Source organism: Runella aurantiaca, assembly GCF_003339505.1.
Lineage (GTDB): Bacteria > Bacteroidota > Bacteroidia > Cytophagales > Spirosomataceae > Runella > Runella aurantiaca.
The window spans coordinates 369,027-386,499 of record NZ_QPIW01000001.1 but is presented as its reverse complement, the minus strand read 5'-3'; the positions used below and the strand labels follow the sequence as shown (position 1 = coordinate 386,499).

The window sequence follows — 17,473 nt, the reverse complement described above, 5'->3', positions numbered from 1 at the left end:
TTGTAAGTTAGGAATTTAAAATCTCGTCCAATCTTTTGAGGTACATTTGAATCGCTTCATCACTTTCAAAAAGCATTTGCCCCTCTTGCTGGCTAATCTCAAAAAAGCTCTGCTTATCTTTTCGGGCAAAAATAGTGGACCTTCCGTTAAATGCGTGACCGCTATTTGATTTTATTATTTCTGCAGATTGCATTATTGCTTTACCAACTTCAAGAAATGAGATTTGAAGTTGTTTCAAAAGCTTGGAAAATAATACAATAGGTATATTTGTAACTAATGCTCTATCTGCCACTATTTTTTGAATCAAATCTACAGGTAGACGAGTTTCTTCAGCAAGTGCTGGAATAGTTTTCTCAAGTAACATTATTCTATTACTCAACAGCTGGCCGAGAGTATATTGATAATTAGTATTAAACCTTGCAAACAAGGCTTCTTCTTTTTCTAAAGATGGAGCCTGCTCAAATTCAGTGGCCATTATTTGTGCGAAAAGAATATCAATATTTTCATTGGATAAATTGGGAGTGAGCCATTTTATCGCCTCTTCAGCAGGAATGTATTTATGCTTATTCATAGATCAATCTCGTTATAACGTTTAATTAACCGCTCTTTAGCTCTAAAGTACTGAACCTTTAATTGATTGTTTTCGATAGAGAGTAATCCTGCTATTTCTTCATAACTGAACCCTTGTGCTCTTAGTAATAACAATTCCTGATCATTCTTAGAGATTTGCTCTAAAGCTAATTTTAAACGAGTTAAAGATTTATTCTCCTTAATATTATCATCATCAATATCAAAAGTTTCAATTTCTCCTTCAGATATATCTTCTAAACTTACCCATTCAGCCTTTTGCAATCTACTATCATGGCGATAACGTTGGCGTAGGAAATTTAAAAATGTTTTGAAAGCAAAACGATCAAAATCGGATTGGCTCTCAAAAGAGTATCTGTCTAATTTTGAAACTAATTGTTCAAGAGTTGAGTAGATTACTTCCCACGCTGAATCTTCGTCAAATTTCCAATTTTTGACCGCAAACCCATAAAATTGTCTGCCGTAGCATTTATAGAGTAACTCAAATGCTTTTCTTGGCTCCTGTTTCAGGAAAGACAATATCGTAATGTATGTTTCGATGTCCTTAAGTTGGTTTCTACAAGTAATAATGCAATCGGGTTACACTTTTTCTTAAATTTAGAAGAAAAATATTTATTTTGATTCTATGTACAAAACACAAGGCAGTCATCTTGTTGATAATCAGGCCACTATTAATAAATGATTCTTTTGGATAAAAGCTTAACCCAAAATATTAAATGCCTTAGGAGAGCAAATCAGTACTCTCAATCAATGCCTCCAACGCATCATTGACATCTTTGTAAATGAAGTTTCACTGATAACCAATGGTCTTTGCAATTAAAATATGACAACAAAATTTTAAAGTAATAGTCTCACAAAAGATCGTCGAACGTATAACGGGCCATTTGTAACCATCCTTTCACCTATCCATTAAGCACCTTATCTAAAGCTTCATCCGTCTGCTGTGTTGTAAAATTAGATTGATACTGCATCGTCGTCACGACGCTGCTATGACGGTATAACTTCTGCAAGATCTGAATCGGTACATCCGTCGCCTGCTGTGCAAAGGAATGACGTGCCAAGTGCATGGTCAATTTTTTATCAATTTCAGCAGCAGGTGCTACCTGTGTCCGCAGACATTTATCCACCGAACTCGTCTTAAAGGCAATGGTTCGCTTAGTGATAAACATATTGTTGAAATCCGCCCCTTTCAGTTCGGGAAAAACCAAGTCATCCTTTTCTACCTGAGAAGCCTTGTATTGCTCAAGGATTCTCAAAGCCTTTTCCGGTATTTTCAGCGAGCCTGATTTATTATTTTTTCCCATTTCATAATGAAGGCGACCGTTCTGAAAATTACTCCACCGCAGTCGAAACACATCACTGACCCGCATACCTGCAAACAGATAAGAGATCATCCATAAATTACGAGCGTGATGGGCCTGTCCTTCCAATGCCACTGTTTCCAAACGTTTGATTTCCTCCGCATTCAGACCAATTTTGGAAGACTCAGGGAATTTAATTTTCATCTTCCCCTTCCCGAACGGATAGAATTTGGCATCTACAGCTCCTTCTTTGATGGCATGGCTGAACACAGAACGTACCATCACAATATGATTCACGGCAGAACGCTCCGAGAGTTTCAGTTTATTTTTTACATGCGCCTGAAATCGTTCTAACAGCGATACCGTAATGTCAGAAAAGGTCACATCTTCTTTGAGAAATTCTTTGAAGTGCTTGATACGGGGCTTATCAGAGGTATATTGATTATACTTCCCCGCTTCTTTCAAGCGCTCAAGATACAAATCAGCCTGGGCATTGAACGTACTGCCGGCCGAGGGCTTGATTCGCTGCTTGACAGAGACGCAAGTAACATGATTTTTTTGGGTTTCCAATTCCAGCGCATGTTCATTCGCTTCGGCCAGTTTTTTCAGGAGAAAGTTATTGAGACGTGCGGAATTGGGATGTGATTTCTTGACGCGTTGTTTTTCTTCATCCCAATCTTCCTCTTTGAGGTAATAACCGAGGTAAATAATAGACGTTTTTCTGTGCCTGGTGATGCGTAAAATAAGCGGAAATTGTCCTTCTTTATTGGGTTTCTGACGGAGAGTTATTTTAACGGAAGCCATGGGTTTGAACAATTCAGGTACAACATAGGTACAACATTTGGTGGTTTTACCTGAAATCTTACGATTTCATCTGAATGCTAAGTTACTAAAAATCAACCATATAAACACAAATCAAACCATATAAAACCATAAATTTCAGAACTGAAAATCCTTGTGTCGGCGGTTCGATTCCGTCCATCACCACAACTAATACAATAAACCCCTTAGTTCTCAATGAGTTAAGGGGTTTATTTTTTAATTTAGGACAGTTTGGGGGACACTTTTAGAAAAATGCTCGAAAGTTGGGACAGTTTGTAAAACCTTGTTTTGCGTTGACACAACTACCCACAATGTAAGGTTTAGTTAGGTTCGCCCCGTAGGAAATAATTATCACTCCGAAAGTGAGGTTTTATAAGGTTTTACCGATACCTACCCCCCCCCTTTATTTTTGCCGGTATTACGCATGAATGGGTTCACGGGTCAACGGCCTGAAAACGCTAAACTTTTTACTCCCCCCTCTCATACGGTCAATTTATTGACTCCAAATCTATGGTTTTCTAATGTTATACCCGCCTGATAAAACAGTTCGTTACTTCTTATCGGTATCTTTAAGGATAGTCTGTTCCTTTAGTTTCGCAATGTCCGCTCTTATATCTTTTAGGTCGGCTAACGTTTGAGCAAGATTTTCGTTCTGTTTTTTTAACTCATTTATTTGTTCCTGCTGTTCTTTTACGGCGTTAACTAACGGTATGACAAAATCAGAGTAGGCAAGTGAATATGTCCCGTCGTCTGCTTTTTTGAGTCCACTGAAAGGTACGCCCAGATCACTCATTACTTTCTCAATATCTTGGGCAATAAAACCATCATACCGCCTTTTAGTTTTGTCAGCTATATAATTATACGAAACTGTCTTTAAGTGGTTAATAAAGGTAAGTCCTAAACGGTTTGTGTAAATAATATTTTCTTTCAAGCGACGGTCTGACGGATTACTCCAAGGAACTGCCCCCTCAATGACTGTAACACTATCATTGCCAATTCGCACTTTATTATTGGCATTTACTCTGGCATTGGCACCAATTGCTGTGGCATTCTTTAAAGTATTGCCCGTCACATCTGCCTGATAGCCGATTAATGTATTGTTAGTTCCATGAATATTTGCATATCCGGACATGTATCCTATGGTTGTATTGAAAGAACCACGCTCGTTTTTAAAAAGGGCACTATCTCCGATAGCTGTGTTTCTATTGCCTATTGAATTTGAACGAAGAGAATATGCTCCATAGGCTGTATTACCCCAACCTATGTCATTCGTAATTAGGGCGTCAGTTCCTGTTGCAGTGTTGTAACTGCCGGTCTTGTTGTTTCCAAGTGTAGCTACGCCGACAGCTATATTATTTTTTCCGGTTGTATTGGATTTAAGAGCATCAATCCCATAGGCAGAGTTATAATGTCCCGTTTTATTATTAAAAAGGGCATGGTCGCCATAGGCTGTATTACCTTCGCCTGTCGTATTGAAGTAAAGGGCATAAGACCCGGTGCCTGTGTTCGCCACCCCTTCTGAATTGTACGTAAGGGCACCATATCCAATTGCAGTATTGAAATTACCTGTTGTATTCTGAGAAAGTGCTGTAGCACCTATTCCGGTATTCATATAACCCGATGTGTTGTCTTTAAGAGAAAAGTATCCATTGGCCGTGTTACATGTACCGGTTGTGTTTTTCATAAGGGCACTATTTCCTATTGCAGTATTTAAACTACCTGCTAACATTGGGCTGCTTAGTGCCAAATTCCCAAGTGCTACATTGGTGGTGTGAAGAAGTGGGCTGTTTGTACTTCCCTGTAAACCTTTGGGAGTTATTGTAATGGAACCTTCGGTATTATTCTGAGTTGAAATTTGTCCTTTGACCAGTGAAGCAGTCAATAGAATAGCAAGAATAGTATTTTTCATATAAAATTATTTATTAACTAATTGATAATCATGTTTTTTAATGTATCTATTTGTTCTCAATACCTTGATTGTTAGCAGATTTTATCTTATCCATTTCAGCCTTTAATTCTTTTAAGTCAGCGACTGTTTGTGCTAACGTTGCCATTTGTACTTCCAATATTTCATTGCGTTGTTTCAATTCTTTGACGGCGTTAACCAACGGCATGACAAAATCAGAGTAGGCCAAAGAATATGTGCCATCATTTGATTTTTTCAACCCACTAAAAGGTAGGCCCAACTCTTTCATTACCTGTTCAACGTCTTGAGCAATGAAACCGTCGTGACGTACGTGAGTTTTATCGGCTATGTAATTGTAAGAGACGGTTTGTAGTCTATTAATGAAGTCAAGCCCTAAACGAGAGGTGTATTGAATACTTTCCTTGAGGCGGCGGTCTGATGGATAGCTATAAGCTACCTGCCCCTCAACGACAGTTACTTCACTATTTCCAAGCCGCACTTTATTAGAAGCATCAACGATTGCACCGCTGCCGATAGCAGTCGCATTACTTAAATTATTGTCACTGCAATTGGCAGCCCCCCCTACAAAAGTGTTGCTGTTACCTTTGAAATTTGAAGCGCCTGCCTGATAGCCGATGGCTGTGTTTAATGTCCCTTCCGTATTAAAAAGAAGGGCATTGGTGCCATTCGCTGTGTTATTATTTCCCGTAGTATTATTATAAAGTGCCTTATATCCGTTTACAGTGTTGTAATCCCCTTCAATGTTGCTGTAAAGGCTCTGATAGCCGTTGGCGGTGTTGTAATAACCTGCAATGTTGCTGAAAAGCGACTGGAAGCCGTTGGCGGTATTGGAAAAACCTGAAGTGTTGCTGTAAAGTGCCTGAAAGCCAATGCCCGTATTGGAACCCCCATCATTAGTGCTATAAAGCGCATACGCTCCATTGGCTGTGTTGGAAGTTGTTCCGGTGGCGTTATAAAGAGCATAAGTCCCTGTTGCTGTGTTGGCACTTCCAGCCATATTATTGAAAAGTGCATATGCTCCGTTAGCCGTGTTTAATCTCCCCGTCCTATTGCGACCAAGCGTACCTAACCCGACTGCCGTATTGTATATACCATAAGTGCCTACACCGATACCATTCCCAATTTTATTATTGATCAATGCAGAGGGACCCAAGGCTACATTGGTAGTGTCAATATCCTCATTGATTTTGTCCAGCACTCCTTTGGGAGTGATTGTAATTGAACCATTACCTAATGATTGAGTGTAGATTTGCCCCTTTACCATAACAGTACTGAGCAGCAGAATAAAAATAGAAAATTTCATACATGTGGCCTTCTTTCTCCCTAAGAAGGGCTGTGTTTTTGAAGTTATTTCATGCTCCGGGAGCAGGAAACATGAATAGCTGCCAATTTAATAGAATTGTGTACTCATACGCTCAAAATGCAAGTTTTTTCTAATTAATCCCTCCATTGAATTGTCTGCCACCATACAGCATACAGACAGTACCGGTCACAAAGATAAGTTACCTGTACGTTCGATAACTTTTCAAATCCTCTGATTTGCCCAATCGCTAAATTTGCCTTACTTTGGCTTATCTTAACGATTTGAATATGCTTCTTAAATCCCTTACACCCACTGAATCCCTCGAAAAAGTTTACCGCTTACAATCCGGCAACCGCGAACAGATTGACCGATTCAAAGTCAACTTCACAACCCTGCTGAATCGCATCAACGAACAAGAAAGTGAGGAAAATGTCAAAGGGCATTTAATGGATTTTCTCAAAGAGGTCTATTACAAAGATTCCTATCTGATATGTGCCTTGTATGGTTTAACAGATGAAGAAATAGCGATAGTAGAGGGGTAGGATTCTTTCTTATGTCATGTTTTACGCCCCTTTTTATGGACACGCAAAATTCACTGTGCCTGTAGGATTCTTTCTAATGTAATGTTTTACCACTCAAAATATCAGGTTTTCAAGGAAAAGACTTGTTAAAATAATCGGCCAATTTCGTTCAATTTTACACGGTTTTTTTATCCCTTTTTCGCTGTTTTTTCACTGTATTTGATGTTTTAGGTGGTTTATGGGCAAAAAAAGGAAGAATGAATTTTGACACGGATTTTTTTCGGTAAAGGCTTGGGTCGGGGTTGAAAGAGTTGTAAAGAATTTACCCCCCCGTACCAATTAAAGACTCTCAATTCTGTGAGGCTGTGTTAATTCATGTTATTTTAACATGATTATGGGTCAAGGGGCTTATGTTTTCCTAAAATGGAACTCAACTGAACCAATAGTTCACGCTGATGTTCCGTCGGCCTAAACACCTCCTCAAAGTCAAACAAAACCGTTTGATTCATGCTTTGATATACCCGCCTTTTAAAATTATTGCGTGGGTTGCTGTCTCTGTTTCTACATTTTTTTTGCTCACAAAATACAGCGTTCCGCCGTCGGTGTTCGATGGGTGTTCCACACACTTTACAAAGGCGTTGATGGGTAGTTGAAACGGGAAGTAAGGAGGGTGAACTTGTTGGACATTCTACCCCTTTATTTGAACGGGTAAAATGTCCTAAGTTTTTATTTTTGGGGTCGGGTAAAACGTCCGAACTTTTTAACAGTTCTCCTACCTTTTCCGCTATTAGTTGACCAACTGTTTCACGGAGTCCTGAACCGTATTTTTGTACAACTTGCTCGAAACGTTCCCGATAGTAATTGCGTTTTTTACGGTCGTTTAAGTCCCGCCAAAAATTAGGATTCATACCCCGTTCATAAATGCGTTGTTCAGGGCGCGTCATTGGCACGGTGTCCAAATTTTCGCCAATGAGTAGCCCGTTATAGGTTTCGCATAATATACCCCCTAAACGCTGCAATTTCGATACGTCCAACAAATCCGCCAACGTCCTCACCTCCACCTCTGCCAAATGTTTCATCTTAGTTGCTTTCACTTCAAATCTAAACACATTGGTATTGAGTCGGCACTGTCTTTTTTTGTCGTAAATTTTTACGAGGTAACTCTGTCGCTGCCATTGTTTTTGATACCCACCACCGCCAAACGTTCGTACATCGGGGAGTTCATACCGATAGTTTAAGACATTATCCAAAAACTTTGAGGGGGAGGTATCAAGTAAAATATTTACGCCAAACTCTACGTTGTGGAGGCTTAGACGGTCAGGCGTGGTGTCCAACAAAGTTGCCACCTCTCCAATGGTTTCCACTAACCGACTGTATGTAAACGCATCGTAATTGTGCGCTCCGTCGTTGGCGAACACGTGCAAGCTACCAGTTACCTCCACAAAACCCGACGAATGAAGCACTACTTCTAAATTTTTCAATTCAGCCGTTTGCTTGCCGTCCCGCTGTTCGCCGGTATCGGGGTTTATCTTACTGAAAAACTCAAAATTGGGATTTTGGCGCAAACGTTCAGCAAAACCATTGTCTCTGTTTCGTATCTTTACATAATCAATCATTTGCCTTTGTCGTGCGGTTTCGCGCTGCGGGTAAATGGTTAATAATCGAACATGATTGAACAAAAAAGGGCGCGGGTTATCCCATGCCCTTTTTTATTTTTTTGTCGGCCTTTTCAAGTCCATGAGTGCAATATTTTATTAATTTTATTATTAAAAATTGCCTCAAAACCTGTCGTTTGCCGCTTCAATTTTTTGCTGTTTTAATTCTTTGAAGAGCTGCTTCAACGTCGGTCTGATAGTACCGTACCCGTGTGCCGATACGGTTAGCGGTGATTTTACCGTGCATCGTCCAATCGTGAAGAGTCGGCAGTGAAATCCCTAAAAAACGGGCTGTTTGTTGTCGGGTAAGAAGTTTAGGAGTGCTTGGAGGCTGTATAGCGGCCTCAATTAGTGGCCGAATGGTGCGCTCGACCGCCGCCGCGATTCTTTCGTCAAATTCATCGGGCGTGAAGGTGGTAGTGATATGCTGTTGCGCCATGTCCTATTGTTGGTTTAAGTGGAACATGATGCAAAACAGCAAAGAGAAGTAAGGGTAATTTTTCCGACGGATAAAAAATGTATAATTAGCGGATAAAAATCGTGCAAATTCAATCAATTTTAACTGTCAAAATCTATACCCTCTAAATCTATGGTATCTTTAGGAGGGTCTTTTTCCGCACTGCCTCCGTTTGCTCTATATTTTTGTATTTCTCGCTCTATGGTTTTCTTTTCAGGTAGATTTTTAAATGATTCGCTCAAAAATGCTGCTAATAGTTCAGGGGTATAGTTTAGGGGTATTTTTCCTTTTGAAGTACTTATTTCACTTAGTTGAGCAAACAAATGATACAACGCACTATTTGAGGCATTCCATTGCAGTTTTGTTCGTTCTACTATATTTTTTGGGGTTTCCTCTACTGCCTCCACGGTTGGCGGTTGTTGTTTCATTTCTATGGGCTTAGTGTTCTGGGTTGGCTCTACCTGTTGCGGTGCAAGTGATTCTGATTTTAAAATTAAACGCAACTCATCATAGTATTTTTGGGCACACATAAAATATTCCCTAAAACTATCCCGCGATGTAGTTCTTTGCAAGTAAAGAAAACATCCATTATTTACTTCGTTCTGTATGCGAGATTGAACATTAAACAAACCAAAAATTTCGAGTTGCTGCCTTTTTTCTCTAAAATCAACACAATGGATAGCTATAAAAATATAATTTTCAACCTCATTCAAAGGTTCTTTTCTTGCTTGTGGTATGTCTTTAATCCACCAATAATCGTCACTCTCGAACCCCTCATTTTTATTGTGGTAATAAGTGATAATTTCCGATATATCATCCATAGACATATTATGGGTATAACCCTTATACATGGTTTGAGCATGGGTTATAGCACGTTCTAAAAAATCATTTTCCATCTTACCAAAAATCGAACAAGTAAAACCCCTACGCAGTCTATCGGTAGGGGTGAATTAATAGTAAAAAAACTTTAGGCCACGTTTTGATTTTTCCATTGTATTTCAATGCCTAACGGTTGCATAAGTACGGCCAATTCACCTAAATATTGGCTCCTACGGTATTCGTATTGCTCAATCACAAAGGCATCTGGTTCGGGACAGTCCACCGCGCGGTCGTTACGGTGTATTTGCAGTGTACCGTTGATTTGCTCAATCAATTCAATCAGTCGCATAATACGGCTGCTGCGGTCGGTCGGTTGTCGTTCCATTACTTATTCCGCCTTGTCTAATAGTTAATCAATTGGTACAACTTATCTACGGTAACTCGCTGTTCAGCATCTACTATTAATTCGTTTACTTCTTCCATAAAATCAGGCTACGTTTTGGAGTCTAACGAGTTCAATATTCATTCCTGAACCCGCCAACAGTGTGCGCAATTCTTCAAGGTGTTCGTCTCTTAGTTCTTGGTATTGCTCCACAATCATGGCGGGGCTGTTGGCCTCTGTGTGTCGTTTTACGGCCTCAATGTCTAATCGTATCAGTTCCATCAAACGGGCTACTTGTTCGCTCCATTCGGCATTTTCAAGTTCTTGCATGGTATATTAAAAATTTAGCTGAATGATTCCTTTTCCATGTTTTATCTTTTTACGCGTATCGCGTTCAAATCTATGTAACCATTCCAAACGGTCAATCTCAAAAAAAGTAAAATTGGGGTGTTCGTTTGGGTAGGTAGGCACGAAATAATTATCTAAGTACCTTTTCCCCTCATATCGCAACTTTCGCAGGGTGTTCAATTCCTTTTCATGCCGCTGTATCTGTTCAAACTTTAAAAAAGTCACCAAATCAATATCGTTAGGGTTTGTTTTTTGCGTGACAAAACTCCCGTCAATCCACTGATAAAACTCGCCATCTATGATTTGGCGTAATCGGTCAAGATAGGCCAAATACTCTTTAAAAATCGTTGGCCGGGTGTTAGAGTTTGGAAACCCTTTTACAAATACCTGTTCAAACGTTTCAAGGTCTGTTGGTATCACTTCATAGGGCATTAAGTACCCGTATTGGTCAAATGTCATACTGTATTTAATTCAAATTTACGGTATTTACTTTTAGTTGGCAATACGAAACGGTTCATCTTTTGAAGGGGTGTTCTTTCTCCATAAGTCCCGCAATTTGTTGGCGTGTTCGCGGGGTGTTATTTTGATATACTTCATAAACGCCTTTTCGGTACGGTGTCCGGTTATCTTCATAATGGAGGTAGAAGGAAAACCCGCCAAATACTGATTTGTAGCAAACGAACGTCGGGCGGTGTGGGTGGTTATCAATTCAAACTTTGGATAGTTTACCGTCTGCCTAACGCCCCCTTTTGTCATGGTTTCGGATACCGTTTCGTTAAACCCCGCCAATTGACCCAACTCTTTGAGGTAGTCGTTCATCTTTTGGTTGCTGATAGGTTTGGGGAGGCTGTTAGGGGTTTTACCTTCGTACCGTTTTAATATTGCCTCTACTTGCCAATGTATCGGAATTACGACCACCTCCCCCGTCTTTTGGGTTTCCATCTCGATAAACTCCCCGTCAATGTTTTCTTTCTTTATCCGGGTAAAGTCTGAAAACCGTAAACCCGTCCAACAACCCACTAAAAACAAGTCCCTCACTTTTTCGAGTCGTGGGTTCATGTTCAAATCAAGTTCAAAAAGGGTATTTAATTCACTCTCATTCAAATAGATTGCATCAGACGGTTCAGATACAGACTTGAACTTTTTAGGGCTGAAATTGGGCATCAAACCGCGCTCCTGTGCCTCCAAGAAGAAAGTTTTAAGGGTTCGGATATGTTTTCCGATGGTATTGGTCGAAAAGTTCTGTTTGACTAGGTACTGCTGAAACTGTGTATAGAAATGATAGTCTATTTGGGCAAAACTAAATTCACGTTTTTTATACTCTTTTTCCTTAAACTCCTTCAATACCCGAAACGCCTGTTTGTAAACGCGCATCGTGGTTTTGGTTATCGGTCGGCCTGTCTTTTCAAAAATACGGGTTTCGTATTCGGTCAGGTAGGAGTCCATAAAACTAAACAAGTCGATGGGTTTAACTGTCTCCCTTTTCGGGGTTATGTTAAGGCTCTGATTCAATAATGCGCGGTACGTCTCCACCGTTGGCGGCTGTTGGTCGTTATCGTTCATGTATTGGCGCAGGAGGTTTTCCGCTAACGTCTCGATATTGGATAGACGGCTATTAAATTCGGGGAAGGTCGGAAACTTCTTGGTTTGTTTGGCGCGTTGGGTTTTCGCATCCCAAAACATCGGGTCAATGGTTTCGCCTGTCATTACTTTTGTCAGACGTGCGCCATTGTAACTAATGAACATCAAAATCGGGGTAGGGCTGTCGGCCTCCTTATCACGGAGGTAGAAGTTTATCTTTGCCATGTCAGTAACGGTTAAAAAATCGAACAGAACAAAGATAATGATTTAAAAATCTTGGGACAGTTTTTGTTTACTTTATTTAATTATTCCTTGTTTTACTTTATTTTGATTTTTTGTAACTATCTGTAAATCATATACTTTTGATAAAGTAACGTAAAAGAAAATTGTATAGGTTCGGGTACGTCCATCACCACAAAACCCGTCTAGGATTCATTCTAGGCGGGTTTTTGCTTATTGCGACAACCATTGCGACAAAATACGGATTGAATAAGGGCAAAAAACATCCTTACAAAGAAGCCAAATTAGTCCACGGAAAACGGGCTTATATTGAGTTCTACGCCTTCTCTGAATCTTTACAATTTCTTATTAGAAAACGTATCTTTTGCCCTGCCAAATTTAAAACCGTGGCAATGATTGAACGTTGGGCAAATAATATCCTACCAGAACTTAACAAGGGTTTAGAAGACAGATTCCATTTTAAAGACTAGACGGATTCAGAACCCGCCCCCGCTGCTCAATCACAAAAGTCCAAGGTTAGACATAAACTAACGGGTGTTTTAGACATGGTTATTAAGGCTAAAAATGCCCAGCTAAGAAGCAAAACAGCGGGAACGTACCAAACAGCCTACAAAAAGTTTACGGACTACCTGACGGCCAACGAAAAACAAAATATTTCCGTTGGCGAATTTACCAACGCCCAAGCCTACCAATACCGTGACTACCTTCTAACCAGCTTAAAGAATAGCAACTGGACCGTAAATAATAACATGATATGGATAAGGTCATTTTTTGAAGGGGCTTTAGAACGTGGCTACATTGACAAAAACCCGATACAAGTAAAAAGCCTGCCTGAAACGGATTCAGACCAGCACGAAGTATTTACAATCGAGCATCAAAACTTGATTGAATCCTACCTAAAAGAAAACGATTTTGAGTTGTACGTTTTTACGCGGGTTTTGTATTATGCCTTCCTTCGGCCTAACGAAATACGCGGCATTACCTTTGCCCACGTCGATATGACAAAAAAAGTAATAAATGTACCGGGAAAGATTGCCAAAAACAGACGTACAGAAACTATACCACTATCCCAAACTTTATACGGTCTTTTACTTGATTTAGGAAAAAAGTTTTTGAGTAACCCCAGCGGCCAACAACTACATAAGTACTTTTTATTTGGCAAGGGCATGACACCTGGAACCATTCCAATGTCGATAAATTACGCCTATGAACGGCATAAATAGGCGTTGATTGCCTGCGGTTTGGACGGCTTTAATTATACGCTGTATTGTTGGAAGCATACGGGCGCGTCACGGGCTTATGAAGTGACAAAGGACATTCTACGGCTATCTAAACTTTTGCGCCACGCATCAACGAAGGAAACAGAAAATTATTTGCGGTCTATTGGGGTAAGGTTAAAGTCTGAATCTTTGGATTATGATTGGTAGAAATGATAACTAGTAGAGTATCGCTGGGATGCAGAAATCATAAGAAAAAATCAAACTAATTATGATAAAAACGCCCCTAAATTTAAATCATCTAAAAACGAATAGGTTAATTTACATATTTAAACTTCTCTTTAGATAACTATTTTTCGTCCTTATGATATATTTTAAGCACTTTTGATTGTTGATACTTATCTCTAATAAAAGCATTTGAATTTTTCCTGATAAGTATTTTATTATTTAAAATATTAATATTTGATGCTCCTGAGTGAATTTTAATTCCATTTATTTCGAGTTTTGTTTCTAAATATGTTGATTTTGAGATCAGTAGGCCTGCATCTTTGGGATTAGCATATCTTGTCTTTGTATCTTCATTGTACAAATAACCCGTATCTAAAATTATCTGATTAGGTTTTTGGTATTTTTTGCAACCTTCAACCAAATTAGTAATATATTTCTTTGATACCTCATGATTGAAGTATACATTTTCAAAAGAATTTAAAACCTGCAATTCGTTTAATTTGTCTATACACTTATAGTTATCAATCTCAAGATTTAGTCTATTTTTAAAACCAACTTTATAAATCTTAGGGTCAAATAATACTATTGATATTTTTGAACTTAACGGAACAAAAATCTGTAATCCAGCAATACTGTAGCCATCACGATATGAGGGCCATTTTTTTAACTCTAAAAACATATTGTATCTAATTACTGGAAAGTCAGAGAATATAAATGGTGTATTTGTATTATTAATTAGAACTTTACAATCTAAGTCAGAAATGGACACTATAATATCGAAAAGGTTAGAAAAAGTCAACTCTATTTCATCTTCTTGTGAAAATTTTGGCATAGACCTCTCTATATCAGTAGTTGGAAAATTTTCAGAAAAGTGATTTCTTATTGAATCAACCATCTTCTTATTCCCTTCAATTGCAACAGGATTTCTTAAGTGAGATATACCTACAAAAGCTAGTAAAATAAGATGCATGGGAGAATCTTTTTTAGGAGCTGATTTAGTTGTTATTATTTCCTTAATTAAATCAGCAAAATATCCTTCAATACTTGCCAGTTCATCTTCAATTTTACCATCTCTCCCATAGAAAAATTTTTTATAGCCTTGATCATCAAGTGTGGCAGTCGGGTAAAAAAGAGAAGACTTTAAGTTGTAAAGACCAATTTGCTTTTCGTTGTCTTGAAAAGAAAAGTTTCTAAGTTGAAACTTTGAAATAAAATGTTGGTTTTTTTTTGTGTGTTCTCTTGCATGTAGTGTATTGTAATTTAGGCTGTTTATTCACTCAAAGATACAAATATGCTTTATACGATTCACAAATAAGCCCCGCCAATTTGGCGGGGCTTATACAATTAAACCACTTGTGTAACGGAAAAGAAAATATTTTAACTGGTACAGCGAACGTCTACCATTTGCCCCCCGACGGTCATTGCTTCAAAGTCCTGACGGATTCCGTTATCAAAACCGTTTTCGTTGAATATCCTTTCTAACGAGTAGTCCAGAGTCAAAACTCTATAAAACAAAAAAATCGGAGTCACTAAAGACTCCGATTCAACCTAAAAGCACAACTTAATTCAGTCAATTTTTTTAGGTTGTGACATAAAAACTACCCTATACATTCAATGTGCTTTAATCGTCATCGTCCTTTTTTATCACCTTAACAAACGCACTGCGACGGGGAGCTGGTAAGGTAAAACTGTCGCCTTTTAGCCCTTTCCAAAGTACTTCATTGAACAGATTATCGTCGTTTTTATCTACCTCTGTAAAATCAAACCCTTCCGAAATAGTGGACCAACGTGAAGCAACTTTATTGGTTTCGTCCAAATTTACGCCCGAAGGAAGGGCTTGGTAAGGGGTAAAATCTGGAACTGAGGTAAAACTGCGAAACATCGGCGTGGCAGCGGCATCGTACTGACTCATGGGCGGCAGGCCTAGAATCAGTTCTATGGTTCGTAACATACCTGATGTAGAATACATGGTGTGGTCCACAAACTTGCGTTTGGTGTAAGGACTCACAACGAGCGCAATGGAGCGGTGCGCGTCTACGTGGTCGGGGCCATTTTGGGCGTCATCTTCCAAAATAAACACGGCTGATTGGCTCCAAATCGGGCTTTTGCTCAAATGCTCCACGAACATTCCAACGGCCAAATCGTTATCAGCAACGCAGGCATAAGGAGTAGGTCGGCCTACGGCCATGCCTTGAGTGTGGTCAGAACCCAGCCGAATAGAGTTGAATGCAGGTACCGCTTTGGCCACTACTAACGAGTCAAAATCACGTTTCCACTGTCCTACACGGGTCGTATCTTTTACTTTTTGATTGTAGTAACCCGTAAAATAGGAGCAAACATGGTCTTTGTCCAACACAGGAATATTTCCTTTTTTATCATCGGCAAAAACACCATAGGTACGGTAGCTCACGCCTTTTCTTTTGCAAAAATCCCAGATAAATCCGTCCTTGTCATTGGCAATTTCGCGCCGCCCCATTCCTTCGGTTACGCCTCCGCGTCGTCCGTAGCCGGTAGGCCAAGTTTTTTCCAAATAATCATTGGCGTGAGCGCCCAGACTCCAATTATGCCCGTCGGCGCTGACTTCAGCATCTACGTAAAAATTGTCGAGCAAAACGTATTCTCGCGCAAGTTTGTGTTGGTTCGGGGTGTATTTTTCACCAAATAGGCAGAGCGTTGTGTCACCATTGCCTTCTTTAATATCTCCAAAAACCTGATCGTAAGTACGGTTTTCCTTCAAAATATAAAACACATGTTTGATGGGCGACTCCCCTCCTTGCGACGGTTCGACCACCTTCATCGGAATCGGATTACCTACTTCCCCATCCGTGGCGAGTTCTTTTTCCTTTTTGTAAGGCGTATTGTCATACACTTTTTGAGAATACAAGGCTAGAGTGGCTTCGTTGGGACTATCAATGATACTGAGTGTGCCCTTCATTAGATTTCCAATGTACTGCCCACGGGTATCTTCCCCTAAATGTGATTCGGAACGAACAGCCTTACTTACCGGTTGGGGGCCTTTGGGATTGGCAAAAGAGGTAAAGCCTTTGCCGTTGGCTACGAAAATTTTATTGCCAATCACCCGTACATTGGTCGGGTACCAGCCTACGGGAATGAATCCTTTTGACACACTTCGCCCTTTGGTGCTTACGTCAAAAACAGCCAAACAATTATTATCCGCATTGGCAATGAAAAGCGTTTTTTCGTCTTTCGACAACGCCACGCCGTTGGTCACTGAGCCTACTGGTGAATTGGGATACAATGCCGCGTCCAGCACTTCAATGACTTTTTGCTGCTTGGTATCAATCACCGACACGCTGTTGTCGCCAGCATTTGCCACATACATTAGTGTGCCTTTCTTATTCAAAATCAACTCGTTAGGATTGTAAGAAACAGCAATTGTACTCGTGATTTTTCGGGTTGGGGTATCAAAAAACGCAATTTTTCGCCCACCCCAAAGGGAAATGTACAAGGTGTTACGGTCGGGCGAAAGAACGCAGGTATAGCCTTCGTGGCCCATATTTTGCTCATAAACAATGGCCTTGGTGTTCAAATCCAAAATGTATAGCGAGTTGTTTTCTTTCGTAACAACGTACAGCAATTGGCGCTCATCGTCTATTTCAATACCCACGGGAGAAATTTTATTCGGCCATTTTTTGCCCAAAATCAAACTGTCCTTGACCACAAGTTTGTTGTCAATAATGGCGTATTTCATGATCCAATTGTCGTTGCCTCCCGAAGCATAGAGCGATTTTTCGTCACGACTGAATTTTAGCCCATAAAACGACTTGGGAATTTCAACGTTGTCCAAGATTTTTTCGGTCTTGGTATCAATCAATTGAATCGTCTGTTTTCCTTGTCCGTTATTAGTGACGGCTATAAGTTTTTGAGATGAAGATACTGCGATGTTTAACGGCAAATCGCCCACTTCCAGCGACCGCCCCGCCGGGGTCAGCGACCAACCATTAGGCAGCATGACCCGGCGACTTTCGAGTTCACGGTCTGATTGAGCAAACGTAGTCAGCGAAAACAGTAGTAAGAAAAGGTTTAGGAATAATTTCATTTTGGATGTGTGTTTATTTCAACG

At 39.8% G+C, this 17,473-nt stretch carries 16 protein-coding genes; 2 read left to right on the top strand and 14 right to left on the bottom strand.

Annotated features, from left to right (window positions below; all coding sequences use genetic code 11):
* Positions 1–7 precede the first annotated feature (7 nt).
* From DVG78_RS01710 to DVG78_RS01690, 5 genes are all read right to left on the bottom strand, one after another.
* Positions 8–571 carry a hypothetical protein gene (locus DVG78_RS01710; protein ID WP_114459333.1) on the bottom strand — a complete coding sequence of 188 codons (564 nt, stop codon included), beginning with the start codon at positions 569–571 and terminating at the stop codon, positions 8–10.
* Positions 568–1,107 (bottom strand): RNA polymerase sigma factor, encoded by a 540-nt coding sequence (locus tag DVG78_RS01705; protein ID WP_158549944.1) that lies wholly within the window; start codon positions 1,105–1,107, stop codon positions 568–570. The genes DVG78_RS01710 and DVG78_RS01705 overlap by 4 nt, the downstream gene beginning before the upstream one ends.
* Before the next feature lie 383 nt (positions 1,108–1,490).
* Positions 1,491–2,693 carry a site-specific integrase gene (locus DVG78_RS01700; RefSeq protein ID WP_114459331.1) on the bottom strand — a complete coding sequence of 401 codons (1,203 nt, stop codon included), beginning with the start codon at positions 2,691–2,693 and terminating at the stop codon, positions 1,491–1,493.
* A 568-nt stretch (positions 2,694–3,261) separates the two neighbouring features.
* A complete protein-coding gene (locus DVG78_RS01695; protein ID WP_114459330.1) occupies positions 3,262–4,620 on the bottom strand; it encodes a tail fiber domain-containing protein in 1,359 nt (452 codons plus the stop codon).
* 46 nt (positions 4,621–4,666) lie between these two features.
* Entirely contained in the window at positions 4,667–5,941 is a 1,275-nt protein-coding gene (locus DVG78_RS01690; RefSeq protein WP_114459329.1) for a tail fiber domain-containing protein, read from the bottom strand.
* A 287-nt stretch (positions 5,942–6,228) separates the two neighbouring features.
* Between DVG78_RS01690 and DVG78_RS01685 the strand changes: the two genes are divergently transcribed.
* Complete coding sequence (locus tag DVG78_RS01685; protein WP_114459328.1) at positions 6,229–6,483, top strand: DUF7149 domain-containing protein; 255 nt, start codon at positions 6,229–6,231, stop codon at positions 6,481–6,483.
* Between the two features lie 371 nt (positions 6,484–6,854).
* Here DVG78_RS01685 and DVG78_RS01680 read toward each other — a convergent pair whose 3' ends face one another.
* From DVG78_RS01680 to DVG78_RS01650, 7 genes are all read right to left on the bottom strand, one after another.
* Positions 6,855–8,141 (bottom strand): hypothetical protein, encoded by a 1,287-nt coding sequence (locus tag DVG78_RS01680; RefSeq protein ID WP_147276938.1) that lies wholly within the window; start codon positions 8,139–8,141, stop codon positions 6,855–6,857.
* 121 nt (positions 8,142–8,262) lie between these two features.
* The gene (locus tag DVG78_RS01675) at positions 8,263–8,556 is read right to left on the bottom strand and encodes a helix-turn-helix domain-containing protein (protein ID WP_114459326.1); all 294 of its coding nucleotides are present in this window, start codon (positions 8,554–8,556) and stop codon (positions 8,263–8,265) included.
* A gap of 119 nt (positions 8,557–8,675) precedes the next feature.
* Positions 8,676–9,470: a hypothetical protein gene (locus tag DVG78_RS01670; RefSeq protein WP_114459325.1), complete on the bottom strand. Its 795-nt coding sequence runs from the start codon at positions 9,468–9,470 to the stop codon at positions 8,676–8,678.
* Between the two features lie 71 nt (positions 9,471–9,541).
* Positions 9,542–9,778 (bottom strand): hypothetical protein, encoded by a 237-nt coding sequence (locus tag DVG78_RS01665; protein WP_114459324.1) that lies wholly within the window; start codon positions 9,776–9,778, stop codon positions 9,542–9,544.
* A gap of 102 nt (positions 9,779–9,880) precedes the next feature.
* Positions 9,881–10,105 (bottom strand): hypothetical protein, encoded by a 225-nt coding sequence (locus tag DVG78_RS01660; protein WP_114459323.1) that lies wholly within the window; start codon positions 10,103–10,105, stop codon positions 9,881–9,883.
* Between the two features lie 6 nt (positions 10,106–10,111).
* On the bottom strand, positions 10,112–10,582 hold the full coding sequence (locus tag DVG78_RS01655; protein ID WP_114459322.1) for a DUF6932 family protein: 471 nt from the start codon (positions 10,580–10,582) through the stop codon (positions 10,112–10,114).
* Between the two features lie 33 nt (positions 10,583–10,615).
* A complete protein-coding gene (locus tag DVG78_RS01650) occupies positions 10,616–11,929 on the bottom strand; it encodes a site-specific integrase (protein WP_114459321.1) in 1,314 nt (437 codons plus the stop codon).
* A 560-nt stretch (positions 11,930–12,489) separates the two neighbouring features.
* On the opposite strand from DVG78_RS01650, the gene DVG78_RS01640 reads away from it, so the two are divergent.
* Positions 12,490–13,167, top strand: coding sequence for a tyrosine-type recombinase/integrase (locus DVG78_RS01640; protein WP_114459319.1), 678 nt, complete (start codon positions 12,490–12,492; stop codon positions 13,165–13,167).
* A gap of 343 nt (positions 13,168–13,510) precedes the next feature.
* On the opposite strand, the gene DVG78_RS01635 is transcribed toward DVG78_RS01640, so the two are convergent.
* Entirely contained in the window at positions 13,511–14,599 is a 1,089-nt protein-coding gene (locus tag DVG78_RS01635) for a DUF4238 domain-containing protein (protein ID WP_229598116.1), read from the bottom strand.
* Positions 14,600–15,010: 411 nt separating this feature from the next.
* Entirely contained in the window at positions 15,011–17,449 is a 2,439-nt protein-coding gene (locus tag DVG78_RS01630; protein ID WP_114459317.1) for a bifunctional YncE family protein/alkaline phosphatase family protein, read from the bottom strand.
* Positions 17,450–17,473: the final 24 nt, after the last annotated feature.